This window comes from Desertihabitans aurantiacus, from assembly GCF_003344635.1.
Taxonomy (GTDB): domain Bacteria; phylum Actinomycetota; class Actinomycetes; order Propionibacteriales; family Propionibacteriaceae; genus Desertihabitans; species Desertihabitans aurantiacus.
Window position 1 is genome coordinate 1 of the sequence record NZ_QPKK01000094.1, and the last position, 12943, is coordinate 12943.

The following is a 12943-nucleotide window of genomic DNA, read 5'->3' on the forward strand; positions in this document are numbered from 1 at the left end:
GCAGGTGCGTCCCACCGCGAGCGCGCGGGCGGCGGCCAGTCGTCCCTCCAGCTCGGGCCCGAGGGCGTCGGCGAGGTCGGCAGCGGGACGGGCCGTGGCCGGGTCGAGCGCGGCCCGGACGGCCGCGCGCAGGTCCTCGTCGTCGCCGCCCCGCAGCTCCCGGCAGGCCGGGGCGAAGCAGATCGAGAGCAGCTTCGCCTCCAGCGCGGAGTAGGCCATCGTCTTGTCGTGCAGCCCGCCGTGGGTGAAGCCGAGGTGGCCGACCGCCTCCAGCACGTAGCCGTCCAGCGGCAGCCCCTCGCCGAGCTCGCGCACCAGCGCCGCGGCCAGCTCGACCACGTCGCGGTGAGAGGTGCAGAGCGCCCACGGGTAGCGCTCGCCGAAGGCGTTCACGACCGTGTGGTCGGGGTGGCGCCGGCCGAGCTCGGAGCTGTGCGAGAGCACCGTCCAGGCCAGCGCGCGGGTGCCGCCCTCGTGCAGGGTGCGCACGGCCTCGCCGAAGGCGTCCCGGTGCTCGGTCCAGGACGGCTCGGCCGGCACCAGCGTGCCGAACCGGTCGGGGCGCACCGGGCGGTAGAAGGCGGCGTGCGCGGCGTCCTTGGTGCGGTGGCGCGGGTGGCTGGGGGTGGCGGCGCGGACCGCGTGGTAGGCGCCGGCCACCGCCACGGCGTGCAGGCCGAGGCCGAGGACGCGGTCGCGGCGGCGGGGGTCCTCGGTGAGGTCCCAGGGGTAGGCGTAGCCGATCAGCTGCACGGTCTGCTCCGATCAGGAAGGTCGGTCACCAGCGCGGCTTGAGCGCCCGGTAGCCGGGGTCGACGGTCTGCATGTAGGTGGTGTCGTCGCGGTCGAGGATGCCGGCCTCGAGGTAGCGCCGGTGCTGGCGCTCCAGCGCCTCCTCGTCGAGGGTGACGCCGAGGCCGGGGGTGGTCGGCACGTCGAGGTGGCCGTCGCGGAAGGTGAACACCCCGGGCTCGACGACGTCCTCCTCCGGACGCTTCCACGGCCAGTGGGTGTCGAAGGCGTAGCCGATGTTGGGGGCGGCGGCGCCGAAGTGCACCATCGCGGCCAGCGAGATGCCGAGGTGGGAGTTGGAGTGCATCGACAGCGACAGCCCGAACACCTCCGCCGTCCGGGCCAGCTCCATCGAGGCCCGCAGCCCACCCCAGTAGTGGTGGTCGGCCAGCACCACCTGCACCGAGCCCAGCCGGACCGCCTCGGGCAGGTCCTCCACGCCGACCACGCACATGTTGGTGGCCAGCGGGACGTCCACCCGCCGCGCCACCTCCGCCATCTGCACCCGGCCGTCGGTCGGGTCCTCGAAGTACTCCAGCACCCCGCGCAGCCGCTCGGCCACCCGCACCGAGGTGTCGACGGTCCAGACCGCGTTCGGGTCGATCCGCAGCGGCATCCCGGGGAACGCCTCGGCCAGCGCGAGCACGGCCTGGGCCTCCTGCTCGGGCGGGAACACCCCACCCTTGAGCTTGAGCGAGGTGAACCCGTAGCCGTCGACCATCCTCCGGGCCTGGGCGACCACGCCGGCCGGGTCGAGGGCCGGGCCCCACTCGTCGTCGGGCTGGCCGGGGTGGCCGGCCCACTTGTAGAACAGGTAGCCGCTGAACTCGACCCGCGACCGCCGCTGCCCGCCGAGCAGCGCCCACACCGGCACGCCGAGCTGGTGGCCCTGGGCGTCCAGCAGCGCCACCTCGAAGGCGGCCACCAGCCGGGCCACGCTCTTGACCGGGCTGAGGGTGCCGGTCAGGCCGTGGGTGTCGCTGACGCTCAGCTCGGCCAGCACGTCGCGGGCGATCTCCTCCAGCCGGTGCAGGTCGACGATCCGCTCCCCCACCAGCCGCTCGCCCATCTCCCGCAGCCGGCCGAGGAAGGCCTGGTCGCCGTAGCTCTCCCCCAGCCCGACCACGCCGGCGTCGGTGCGGACCCGGATCACGCTGCGGATGGCCCACGGCTGGTGGACGCCGACCGAGTTGAGCAGCGGCGGGTCGGCGAAGGCGACCGGGGTGACCTCGACCCCGGTGACGGTGGCCCAGCGCACCGGTCGGGCGGGACCCTGCGGGTGGTGCTCGTCGGTCATGCGGCTGCGGCTCCTCGTCGGGGGTCGGAGCGGGCCCGGTCGACTCCGCTGTCGGCACGAGGTGTGTCCACGTACGTGGACGTGGTCCATTGACATGGACAACCTCGCTGGTACGTTAAGACGGTCAGCCGACGGTGTCAACGACAGGAGCCCCGGTGCCGGACGCCCCCAGCGCGCCACCCGCGGTGAAGTCGGCCGAGCGCACGCTGGAGATCCTGCAGACCGTGGCCCGCTGGCCCGGGCAGCTGACCGCCCCCGAGCTGGCCCGCCACCTGGGCTACCCCCGCTCCTCCCTGCACGCGCTGGTGCGCACGCTGGAGAGCGGTGGCTGGCTGCACCAGGAACCGGGCACCGGACGGCTGCGGGTCGGCGCCCAGGCGCTGGTCAGCGGGTCGGCCTACCTGGACGGTGAGACGGTGCTGCCCTACGCCCAGGACGCGGTGGAGGAGGTCCGCTCCCGCACCGGCCACACCAGCCACTACGCCCGGCTGGTCGGCGGCGACGTCCTCTACCTCACCACCCGCTACGCCAGCACCCGCGACACCGACACCTTCCGGGTCGGCCGCAGCCTGCCCGCCACCGCCACCGCGCTGGGGCAGGTGCTGCTGGCCGAGCGGACCGACGACGAGGTGCGGGCGCTGGTGCCCGCCACGCTGCCCCAGCTGACCGAGCACACCCTCACCGACCCCGTCGCGCTGGCCGCGGCGGTCGAGCAGGCCCGCACCCGCGGGTGGGCGGTGGAGCGGGAGCAGAGCCGGGCCGGACGGGTGTGCGTGGCGGTCGCCGTGCACCACCGCATCCCCGCCACCGACGCCATCAGCTGCGCGATGGACGCCGAGCAGGCCACCCAGACCGAGGTGCGACGCACCGCCGAGGAGCTGGTCGCGGCCCGCGACCGGCTGACCGCGACCCTACGACGTGAAGGAGTGCGATGACGACCACTGGAGATGCCCTGCCCGGAGCAGGACGCACCGTCCTCGTCACCGGCGCCGCCGGCCACCTCGGCTCGCGGACGGCCACGACCCTGGCCGCCGCCGGCTTCGGCCTGCGGCTGCTCGACGTGGTGGAGCCGGCCGACCCGCCCGCCGGCGCGGAGGTGCTGGTCGGCACGGTCACCGACGCCGACCTGGTGGCCCGCGGCTGCGCGGACGCGACCGCGGTGCTGCACTACGGCGGGATCCCGGTCGAGGACGCCTGGGAGGACATCCTCGACGTCAACATCAACGGCACCCGCACGGTGCTGGAGGGCGCCCGGCACGCCGGCGCGGCCAAGGTGCTGCTGGCCTCGAGCAACCACGCCGCCGGGTTCCAGCACCGCGACGAGGCCCCGCCGACCGGGCTGCCGCCCACCTGCGTCCCGCTGGCCGACACCTACTACGGCGTCTCCAAGGCCGCCATGGAGGCCCTGGGCGCGCTCTACCACCACCGCTTCGGGATCGACGTCCTCGCGCTGCGGATCGGCTCCTGCACCGACTCCCCCAGCGGGTCGCGGGCGCTGAGCACCTGGTTCTCCCCCGACGACCTCGACGCCATGCTGCTGGCCTGGCTGGCCGACGAGGCCGTCGACTTCCGGCTGGCCTGGGGCATCTCGGCCAACACCCGCGGCTGGTTCGACCTGTCCACCACCCCGGTGGCGGGCTACACCTCCCGCCACGACGCCGAGCGCGACCTGCCCGAGCTGGCCGCCGCCTACCCACCGGACCAGGTCGACCCCGAGGCCCTGCCGTACCTTGGGGGACCGTTCACGCAGACCGAGCTCGGGTCCGCGATGCCCCGGCCCTGATCCCGACCCGACCCCCGGGCCGCGCGGCGCCGGGGCACCCACGAGAACGAGAGGCAGACGATGACCGCGATCACCGCCACCAACCCCGCCACCGGGAGCGCCCTGGAGCCGGTGGCCTCCGAGATGTCGGCCGCCGAGGTGACCGCCGTGGTGGAGGCCGCCGCGGCCACCGCCGACTGGCTGGCCGAGCTGCCCCGCACCGAGCGGGCCGCCCTGCTCGGCGCGATGGCCGACGCCCTGGAGGGCGCTCGCGACGAGATCGTCGCCACCGCCGACGAGGAGACCGGGCTGGGTAGCACCCGGCTGAACGGCGAGCTGACCCGGACGGTGTTCCAGCTGCGCTTCTTCGGCGACGTGATCACCGAGGGCAGCTATCTCGAGGTCACCCTCGACCCCGCCGGCGACACCCCGATGGGCCCGCGCCCGGACCTGCGCCGGATGCTCGTGCCGACCGGCGTGGTCGCGGTGTTCGGCGCCAGCAACTTCCCGCTCGCCTTCTCCGTGCCCGGCGGCGACACCGCCTCGGCGCTGGCCGCCGGCTGTCCCGTGGTGGTCAAGGCCCACCCGTCCCACCCGGGCACCAGCGTGCTCTGCCACCGGCTGATGAGCGAGGCGGCCACCGCGCAGGGGGCGCCCGCCGGCGTCCTCGGGCTGGTGCACGGCCAGGAGGCCGGGGTGGTGCTGGTGAAGGCCCCGCAGGTCACCGCGGTCGGGTTCACCGGCTCGACCGGCGGCGGCAAGGCGCTGATGGCCGCGATCGCGGAGCGGGAGACGCCGATCCCCTTCTTCGGCGAGCTCAGCAGCCTCAACCCGGTGGTCGTCACCCCCGCCGCGGCGGCCGCCCGGGCCGCCGACATCGGGGCCGGGCTGGCCACCTCGGTCAGCGGCTCCTCGGGCCAGCTGTGCACCAAGCCCAACATGGTGCTGGTGCCGACCGGTGCCGACGGCGACGCGGTGGTCGCCGCGCTCGCGGAGAACCTGCAGCAGGCCACCACCGTCCCGCTGCTCAACGAGCGGATCCGCAGCTCCTACACCGAGCTGACCGACGAGCTGGCCTCGGTGCCCGGGGTGCGGCCGGTGGTGCGGATGGAGGCCGAGGGCGAGGGCTTCCGGGTCGGCCCGGCGGTCTTCGAGATCGACGCCGAGACCCTCGGTGCGGAGACCAGCAAGGAGATCTTCGGCCCGGCCACCATGGTGGTGCGCTGGTCCGGGCCCGAGCATCTGGAGCAGGCGCTGGAGACGCTGGAGGACTCGCTCACCGCGACCGTGCAGACCAGCGGCCAGGAGGGTGAGGAGCTGCAGGGGCTGACCCGGCTGCTGCAGGGTCACGCCGGACGGATCCTCTTCGACGCCTACCCGACCGGTGTCGCGGTCAGCTGGGCCCAGCACCACGGCGGTCCGTGGCCGGCCACCAACACCCAGCACACCTCGGTCGGGGCGACCGCCATCCGCCGCTGGCTGCGTCCGGTGGTCTTCCAGAACGCCCCGCAGTCGGTGCTGCCGGCCGAGCTGCGCGACGGCGCCACCGACGTGCCGCGCCGGGTCGACGGACGGCTGGTGCTGCCCGGGGCCTGAGGCCCGTCAGCCCCAGACCGGCACCCCGGAGGTGGTGGACTCCCGCACCACCAGCTCCGGGGTGAACACCGGGTGCTGGCGGGGTGCGTCCGGGTCGGCGATCTGCTCCAGCAGCAGCCGGACCGCGGTGCGCCCGATCTCCTCGCGCGGCTGGCGCACCGAGCTCAGCGGGACGCTGGTCACGCTGGCCAGCTCGACGTCGTCGTAGCCGATCAGGGCGATCCGGTGCGGCTCCCCGGCGTCGGGGCCGTGCACGGCGAAGGCCTGCTGGCAGCCGACGGCCAGCATGTCGTTGGCCGCGAACACCGCCTCCGGCCGCTCGGCGCGGGGACGCCGCAGCAGCGTCCTGCCCGCCGTCCGGCCGGCGGGCACGGTGAAGGAGTCGGTGTCGACCAGCTCCAGGGTGGCGCCGGGCTGCCCCGCGACGGCCTGGCGCGCCCCCTCCAGCCGAGCGGCGACCACGTGCACCGACGGGGTGCCGACCATGGCGATCCGGCGGTGGCCGAGGTCGAGCAGGTGCTGCACCGCCATCGCCCCGCCGGCCACGTCGTCCACCGCCACCGAGGACACCCGGGGGTCGTCACCGCGGTGGTCGACCAGCACCACCGGCACCGTCCGCCGGGCCACCCGGGCCACCATCGCGGCGTCGGTCTCCACCGGCGTCAGCAGCACGCCGGCCACCCGCTGCTGCTCGAACAGGTCGAGGTAGGCGGCCTCCTTGGCCGGGTCCTGGTCGCTGGTGCCGAGCACCACGCTGAGCCCGGCGGACGAGGAGACCTCCTGCGCACCGCGGGCGACGTCGGTGAAGAACGGGTTGCCGACGTCGAGCACCACGAACCCCAGGCTGAGGCTGGTGCCGGCGCGCAGCTGGCGGGCCGCCTCGTTGCGCACGTAGCCCAGCTCCTCGATCACCGCCTGCACGCGTTCGGCGGTGGCCGGTGCCACCCGCTCGGGGGCGTTGAGCACGTTCGAGACGGTGCCGACCGAGACGCCGGCGCCGGCGGCGACGTCACGGATGCTCGCGACCCGGCGCGAGGCCGGGGCCCGCGCCGGTCCGCGCTGCTGCTCCGCCGTCGGGTCCGGGCTCTCGGCGCCGCCGTCGGCCTGCTCCGTCATGGCTGGGCACCCTACTGCGTGCGCGGCCCGCGCGCCCCCTCGTCCGGGGTGCGACGACCCTAGGCTGACCGCCATGGAACCGGTGGCCGGCGACAGTGCCCGTGGACGATGGATCCTGGCCGCGGCGGTGCTCGGGTCGGGGATGGCCTTCCTCGACGGCACCGTGGTCAACGTGGCGCTGCGGGTGCTCGGCACCGACCTCGACGCCTCGGTGACCGAGCTGCAGTGGGTGGTCAACGCCTACCTCCTCGCGCTGGCCTCGCTGATCCTGCTCGGCGGGTCGCTGGGGGACCGGTTCGGACGCCGTCGGCTGTTCCTGCTGGGGGTGGCCGGGTTCGCGCTCACCTCGGTGGCCTGCGGGCTGGCCCGGGAGCCGGAGGTGCTCGTCGCCGCCCGGCTGCTGCAGGGGGTCTCGGGCGCCCTGCTCACGCCGAGCAGCCTGGCCCTGCTGCAGTCCTCCCTCCGCCCCGAGGACCGCGCCGCCGCCATCGGGCGCTGGTCCGGGCTGACCAGCCTGGCCGTCGTGGTCGGGCCGCTGCTCGGCGGATGGCTGGTCGAGGTCGCGTCCTGGCGGTGGATTTTCTTCCTCAACGTGCCGCTGGCTGCCGTGGTGCTGCTGATCGGCTGGCGCCACGTGCCGGAGTCGAGCGACCCCGACGCCGTCCGCGGCTTCGACGGCTGGGGTGCGCTGCTCAGTGCGGCGGCGCTGGCCGGGGTGACCTGGGCGCTGACCGAGACCGGGGCCGCCGCGCCCGGGTGGCTGCTCGCCGTCGGCGCCGCCGGGGTGGCGGCCGGGGTCGCCTTCGTGCTGCGGGTCCGCCGGACCGCCGACCCGCTGGTGCCGCCGTCGCTGTTCGCCGACCGGGTGTTCAGCATCGCCAACACGATGACGCTGCTGGTCTACGGCGCGCTCGGCGCGATGACCTTCTTCCTCACCCTGCAGCTGCAGGTGGGCGCGGGCTGGAGCCCGCTGCAGGCCGGTCTGGCGACGCTGCCGATGACGGTGCTGATGATCCTGCTGTCGGGCCGCTCCGGCACGCTGGCCGCCCGGGTCGGGCCGCGTTGGCAGCTCTCGGCCGGGCCGGTGCTGTGTGCGATCGGCACCCTGCTGCTGGTCGGGGTGGGTCCGGGCACCGGCTACCTGACCGGGGTGCTGCCGGGGGTGCTGGTGTTCGGGCTCGGTCTGACCGCGCTGGTGGCGCCGCTGACCGCCAGCGTGCTGGCCGCCGCACCGGACCGGTACGCCGGGGTGGCGTCGGGGATCAACAACGCGGTCGCCCGCAGCGGCGGGCTGCTCGCCGTGGCCGCGCTGCCGTCGCTGGTCGGACTGACCGGCGCCGACTACCAGGACGCGGCCGCCTTCACCCCGGGTTACCGGGCGGCCCAGCTGGTGTGCGTGGTGCTGCTGGTGCTGGGCGGGCTGGTCAGCTTCGTCGGCCTGCGTCGCACCGGGGGGCTGCTGGCCGGTCCGGCGGGGTCACGTGCGGGCTGAGCACCCGCGTGTCGCGACGGCGCTCGCCGCCCGCGCCAGGGTCGGCGTGCTGCGACGTCGCCCATCGACTGTGTCCGAGGGGGGACTTGAACCCCCATGCCCTAAAACGGGCACTAGCACCTCAAGCTAGCGCGTCTACCTATTCCGCCACCCGGACGAGTGGTGCCCGACCTCAGCCGGACAGCGATGAACTATAGCAACTCCGCGCCGCCGCGTCGCATCGAGCGCCGGGCCGGTGTCAGCCGGCGGCGCGGAGAGCCCGGTCGAGGTCGGCGCGCAGGTCGGCGACGTCCTCGATGCCGACCGAGAGCCGCAGCATGTCGTCGGGAACGGCCCGCGGCGTCCCCTTCACCGAGGCGTGGGTCATCTCGCCGGGGTGCACCACCAGCGACTCCACCCCGCCCAGGCTCTCGGCCAGCAGGAACACCTCGGTGGCCCGGGCGGCGGCCAGCGCGGCCTCCCGCCCGTCGGCGAGCTGGATGGAGACCACGCCGCCGAAGCCGTCCATCTGGGCCGCGGCCACCCGGTGCCCCGGGTGCTCGGGCAACCCCGGGTGGTGCACGCGGGCCACCGCCGGGTGCCGGCTCAGCCAGCCCGCCAGCTCGAGCGCGTTCTCGCAGTGGCGTTGCATCCGCACCCCGAGGGTCTTGATCCCTCGGATGGTCAGCCAGGCGTCCATCGGCCCGGAGACCGAGCCGGCCGCGTTGGCGAGGAAGCCCAGCTCCTCGGCGAGCGCGTCGTCGTCGACCACGACCATCCCGGTGACGGAGTCGGAGTGCCCGGCCAGGTACTTGGTGGCCGAGTGCACCACCACGTCGGCGCCGTGCTCGAGCGGGCGCTGCAGGTAGGGCGAGGCGAAGGTGTTGTCGACCACCAGCAGGGCGCCGTGGCGGTGGCACACCTCGGCGCAGGCGGCCAGGTCGGTGATCTGCAGGAACGGGTTGGACGGCGTCTCCACCCAGACCACCAGACCGGCCTCGGCGACGCGCGCGTCCACGGCGGCCAGGTGCTGCTCGAGGGCGGCCGGGTCGGTCAGGTCGACCGCGCTGGTGCCGATCCCCCAGCGGTCCCACACCCGCTCCAGCAGCCGGAAGGTGCCGCCGTAGGCGTCGGTGCCGGTGACCACGTGCCCACCGGGGCGCAGCGTCGCCCGCAGCACGAGGTCCTCCGCCGCCAGCCCGGAGGCGGTGGAGAAGGCGTGCCGGCCGCCCTCCAGACCGGCCACCTGGCGCTGCAGCAGGTCGCGGGTGGGGTTGGCGCAGCGGGCGTACTCGTAGCCGTTGCGGGGGTGGGCGACGTCGTCCTGGAGGAAGGTCGAGGTCTGGAAGATCGGCGGGGAGATCGCCCCGGTCGTCGGGTCGGGGTCGATGCCCAGGTGGATGGCTCGGGTGCTCAGACCGCTCTCGGGACGTTCGCTCACACCGTCACGCTACGTCGCCCGGCTCCGCCGGCCCGGTGCGATCCGGGGCCTGGGACGCCGCCGCACGGACGCGCCGACCGTGCAGTGGAGGTCGAGGTGGCAGGTGACAGCGGCGGGCCACGTCGGGTGCTGGTGCCGACCCAGCCGCGATGAGAGGTCAGCCGATGCACCGCCCACTCCCGCGCCCGCGCGGAACGGGCACCCGGGCCGGGCCCGGGGGGGTGCGATTCGGCTGGCACGATGGCGCCATGAAGAGCACGCGAGAGCCCCGCCACCCCGGCCCCGGCGCGGGAGGTGCGCGATGACGCTGGACTTCGCGCACCGGGAGGCCGAGCGCCGGTTCGTGGCCTCCGACGACGGCCGGGAGGTCGGGGCGGTCGACTACCTCCTCGACGGCTCGGTGGCGACCATCACGCACACCGGCACCGACCCCGAGCGGCGCGGGGAGGGGATCGCCGGCCGGCTGACCACCGTGGTGCTGGACGAGATGCGCGCGCGGGGCTGGTCGGTGGTGCCGCAGTGCCCGTACACGGCGCAGTTCATCGACCAGCACCCCGGGTACGCCGACCTCCTGGCGTAGCGACCGGACCCGGGCGGTCAGGCGCCGGGGCGGTCGCCGCCGCGCCGGCCCGTCCGGGGCAGCGGCAGCCCCTCCTTGCGCAGGGAGGTGTCGGCCAGCGCCTCGATCACCCGCCGGTCCCCCGCACGCCAGGCCGCCACCGGGTCGTCGCTGATCGTGGCGAGCTGGTCCAGCGGCATGGTGGCCATCGCCCGCAGTGCGAACAGGTCGAGGTCGGCCGCGGAGTCGACGAAGCGGCGGGCGGCCGCGCTGCGCCGGGCGAAGGCGACCCGCCGCGGCAGCCAGAGGACCACCAGCAGCGCCACCGGTAGCAGGAAGGTCAGCACCCCGGCCAGGGTGCCGAGCTGTTCGATCTGGATCGCCTGCCGGCCCAGCGCGCCGGCCAGCTCCGCGGTGCGGGCGGCCGCGTCGTCGAACGGGGTCCGCAGCTCCCCACCCAACCCGGGCACCTGCCCCGCGGTGCGCGCCGCAGCGCGGAAGGACTCCTCCATCGAGCGCGCCGCCGCACCGCCCTCGCGCGCCGGCGCGGCGAGGGCGCTGACCGCGTCGTCGACCATGCGTCCGACCCCCCACCACAGCAGCGCCCAGCCGAGGACGAACAGGTCGGCGGCCAGCTGACCGGCGAGGCGCCAGGAGGGTCGGGCGTACCAGCTCATGACCGCCATCCTCTCCTGCTTGACCTCCAGCGCGCTGGAGATCGCAGGATGAGGCCGTGCCTGCCTGGATCTGTGCCACCTGCGCCGTCGAGCACCCGCCGTCGCCCGCTCCCCCGGACCGCTGCCCGATCTGTTCCGACGAGCGCCAGTACGTGCCGCCGGCGGGTCAGCGGTGGACCACGCTGGCCGAGCTGTCGGCGGCGGGTCACCGGGGCCGGGTGCGGGAGCTGGAACCGGGCCTGCTCGGCGTCACCGTGGAGCCCGAGGTCGGCATCGGGCAGCAGGCCCTGCTGGCGACCGGACCGGGAGGCAACGTGCTGTGGGACCCCACCGGCTACGTCGACGACGAGCTCGCGGCCGCGGTGGCCGAGCACGGGCCGGTGGTGGGGATCGCCGCCAGCCACCCGCACATGTTCGGCGTCCAGGTCGAGTGGTCACGACGGCTGGGCGGGGTGCCGGTGCACGTCAACGCCCGCGACGCCCGGTGGCTGCAGCGGACCGACCCCGCGGTCCGGCTCTGGGAGGACCGGCTGGAGGTGGCCGGCGTGCTGCTGGTCCGGGTCGGCGGTCACTTCCCCGGCAGCGCGGTCGCGCACTGGGCCGCCCCGGACGGGGTGGGCGTGCTGCTCAGCGGTGACACGGTGGCACCGAACCCCGACCGCCGCAGCGTCGGGTTCATGCGCAGCTACCCCAACCACCTGCCACTGTCGGACCGCGTGGTGGCCACGATCCAGACCCGGATCGCCGCGCTGCACGAGGAGCGTCCGTTCGAGCGGATCTACGGCAACTTCGACGGCCGGGTCGACCGGGACGCCGCGACGGTGGTGCACGACTCCGCCGAGCGCTACCGCGCCTGGGTGCGCGGCGACCACGACCACCTGACCGGCACCGTCGACGACGTGCGCTGACCGGAGCACCCGGCGCCCGACCCGTCCACGCCCACCGCGCCACCAGCCGCTCCCGCCGGCTCCGCGCCCCCACGCTCCCGACCCGGCCCGCTAGCCGGCCACCGGACGGCCGTCCCGGCCGGGGACGACGGCGTGCGCCCGTCACCGCCGCTGCAGGTGCCACTCCCCCGTCCCCGAGCTGGTGACGTGGCCCTCCTGCTCCAGCCAGGCCAGGTGGGCCAGGCAGTCGGGGACGTCGAGCCCGCTGCGCAGCGAGATCTCGCTGGCGGTGAGCCCGCCGCGGGCCGGCAGCGCCTCGCGGACGGCGACGGTGCCCGGGTCCCAGTCGTCGAGCAACCGGCGCTGCTGGTGCCCCGGCGCGGCCGGTCGGGTGGCGTCCAGCGGCGCGAGCAGGGCCAGCACGTCGGCCGCTCCCGTCACGAGCACCCCCTCGCCGTCGGCGATCAGCCGGTGCGGGGTCACCGACTGCGCGGAGTGCACCGACCCCGGCACCGCCGCGAGCACCCGCCCGCACCGCGTCGCCCAGCTGGCGGTGTTGCGCGCCCCCGACCGGGCGGTCGCCTCGACCACCACGGTGGCGGCGCTGAGTGCGGCGATCAGCCGGTTGCGGCCGAGGAAGCGCACCTTGGTCGGGTGCTCGCCCGGCGGGTGCTCAGAGACCAGCAGCCCGTGCTGCTCCACCTGGCTGAACAGGGCCTGGTTGGCCCGCGGGTAGGCGACGTCGACCCCGCTGGCCAGCACCGCGACGGTGCCGCCGCCGGCGGCCAGGGCGCCCCGGTGCGCGGCGGCGTCGATGCCGAAGGCCCCTCCGGAGACGACCGCCGTGCCCTGGGCGGTGAGGTCGAAGGCCATGTCCTGCGCGACGCCCTGGCCGTAGGACGTGGCCGCCCGCGCTCCGACCACGGCGACCGCACCCGCGCACAGCTGGTCGAGCCGGCCGCGTCCCCGCAGCCACAGCCCGAGCGGCACCCCACCGCGATCCGACAGCGGCTCGCAACCGGCCAGGTCCTCCAGCTGGATCGGCCACTCCTCGTCACCGGGCACCACGAACCGGGCCCCCACCGCCGCCATCGTCGCGGTCACCGCCCGCAGGTCGAGCAGGGCGGCCCGGCGCGCCCACACCGACCCGTCGGTGCGGGCGCGGACCGCGGCCCACACCTCCTCCGCGCCGCGTTCGGCGACCAGCGCCGAGATCCGCGGCTCCCCCGGCTCGACCACCCACGCCAGCGCCATCCGGGCCCGGCGCTCGGCGTCCGGGGCCGAGGTCGGCCGCGGCACCAGCTGCTCCGTGCCGCTCACGGCGCCCGCCCCTCGAGCTGCTCCC

General features: G+C 75.5%; 11 protein-coding genes, 1 tRNA gene and 1 pseudogene. 6 read left to right on the plus strand and 7 right to left on the minus strand.

The genetic code is table 11. The annotated features are described in order from the left end of the window. Positions 1–753 (minus strand): annotated as a pseudogene (locus DVA66_RS09500) (hypothetical protein); the annotation flags it as partial. 25 nt (positions 754–778) lie between these two features. Then, a complete protein-coding gene (locus tag DVA66_RS09505) occupies positions 779–2089 on the minus strand; it encodes an enolase C-terminal domain-like protein (RefSeq protein WP_114559869.1) in 1311 nt (436 codons plus the stop codon). Between the two features lie 155 nt (positions 2090–2244). On the opposite strand from DVA66_RS09505, the gene DVA66_RS09510 reads away from it, so the two are divergent. The 3 genes from DVA66_RS09510 to DVA66_RS09520 are packed head-to-tail and all read left to right on the plus strand — an operon-like array spanning position 2245 to position 5447. Next, complete coding sequence (locus DVA66_RS09510) at positions 2245–3024, plus strand: IclR family transcriptional regulator (protein ID WP_198671625.1); 780 nt, start codon at positions 2245–2247, stop codon at positions 3022–3024. Beyond that, complete coding sequence (locus DVA66_RS09515; RefSeq protein WP_114559870.1) at positions 3021–3872, plus strand: NAD-dependent epimerase/dehydratase family protein; 852 nt, start codon at positions 3021–3023, stop codon at positions 3870–3872. The genes DVA66_RS09510 and DVA66_RS09515 overlap by 4 nt, the downstream gene beginning before the upstream one ends. Positions 3873–3932: 60 nt before the next feature. After that, positions 3933–5447, plus strand: coding sequence for an aldehyde dehydrogenase (NADP(+)) (locus DVA66_RS09520; RefSeq protein WP_114559871.1), 1515 nt, complete (start codon positions 3933–3935; stop codon positions 5445–5447). Between the two features lie 6 nt (positions 5448–5453). Here the strand turns inward: DVA66_RS09520 and DVA66_RS09525 are convergent, their stop codons facing one another. After that, on the minus strand, positions 5454–6563 hold the full coding sequence (locus DVA66_RS09525; RefSeq protein WP_114559872.1) for a LacI family DNA-binding transcriptional regulator: 1110 nt from the start codon (positions 6561–6563) through the stop codon (positions 5454–5456). Between the two features lie 73 nt (positions 6564–6636). On the opposite strand from DVA66_RS09525, the gene DVA66_RS09530 reads away from it, so the two are divergent. Further along, positions 6637–8055, plus strand: a complete 1419-nt coding sequence (locus DVA66_RS09530) for an MFS transporter (protein ID WP_114559873.1) — start codon at positions 6637–6639, stop codon at positions 8053–8055. A 71-nt stretch (positions 8056–8126) separates the two neighbouring features. Here DVA66_RS09530 and DVA66_RS09535 read toward each other — a convergent pair. Both DVA66_RS09535 and DVA66_RS09540 read right to left on the minus strand, forming a co-directional pair. Further along, positions 8127–8212: transfer RNA gene (locus DVA66_RS09535), tRNA-Leu, on the minus strand. An 81-nt stretch (positions 8213–8293) separates the two neighbouring features. Next, entirely contained in the window at positions 8294–9475 is a 1182-nt protein-coding gene (locus DVA66_RS09540) for a cystathionine gamma-synthase (protein ID WP_114559874.1), read from the minus strand. Here DVA66_RS09540 and DVA66_RS21915 point away from each other — a divergent pair. Then, positions 9435–10055: a GNAT family N-acetyltransferase gene (locus DVA66_RS21915; RefSeq protein WP_114559879.1), complete on the plus strand. Its 621-nt coding sequence runs from the start codon at positions 9435–9437 to the stop codon at positions 10053–10055. The two genes, DVA66_RS09540 and DVA66_RS21915, sit on opposite strands and share 41 nt — an antisense overlap. A 17-nt stretch (positions 10056–10072) precedes the next feature. Here the strand turns inward: DVA66_RS21915 and DVA66_RS09550 are convergent, their stop codons facing one another. Further along, positions 10073–10711, minus strand: a complete 639-nt coding sequence (locus DVA66_RS09550; RefSeq protein ID WP_157973931.1) for a hypothetical protein — start codon at positions 10709–10711, stop codon at positions 10073–10075. Between the two features lie 56 nt (positions 10712–10767). On the opposite strand from DVA66_RS09550, the gene DVA66_RS09555 reads away from it, so the two are divergent. Next, a complete protein-coding gene (locus tag DVA66_RS09555) occupies positions 10768–11619 on the plus strand; it encodes an MBL fold metallo-hydrolase (protein WP_114559876.1) in 852 nt (283 codons plus the stop codon). Positions 11620–11760: 141 nt separating this feature from the next. Here DVA66_RS09555 and dprA read toward each other — a convergent pair. Then, positions 11761–12943, minus strand: a 1183-nt coding sequence (gene dprA, locus DVA66_RS09560) for a DNA-processing protein DprA (RefSeq protein WP_232821872.1), incomplete at its 5' end; no start/stop codon positions are given.

Coding starts and splice junctions, on each gene's coding strand:
- DVA66_RS09505 (WP_114559869.1), bottom strand. CDS start 2,089: ATGACCGACGAGCACCACCCGCAGGGTCCCGCCCGACCGGTGCGCTGG.
- DVA66_RS09515 (WP_114559870.1), top strand. CDS start 3,021: ATGACGACCACTGGAGATGCCCTGCCCGGAGCAGGACGCACCGTCCTC.
- DVA66_RS09520 (WP_114559871.1), top strand. CDS start 3,933: ATGACCGCGATCACCGCCACCAACCCCGCCACCGGGAGCGCCCTGGAG.
- DVA66_RS09525 (WP_114559872.1), bottom strand. CDS start 6,563: ATGACGGAGCAGGCCGACGGCGGCGCCGAGAGCCCGGACCCGACGGCG.
- DVA66_RS09530 (WP_114559873.1), top strand. CDS start 6,637: ATGGAACCGGTGGCCGGCGACAGTGCCCGTGGACGATGGATCCTGGCC.
- DVA66_RS21915 (WP_114559879.1), top strand. CDS start 9,435: ATGGCTCGGGTGCTCAGACCGCTCTCGGGACGTTCGCTCACACCGTCA.
- DVA66_RS09550 (WP_157973931.1), bottom strand. CDS start 10,711: ATGAGCTGGTACGCCCGACCCTCCTGGCGCCTCGCCGGTCAGCTGGCC.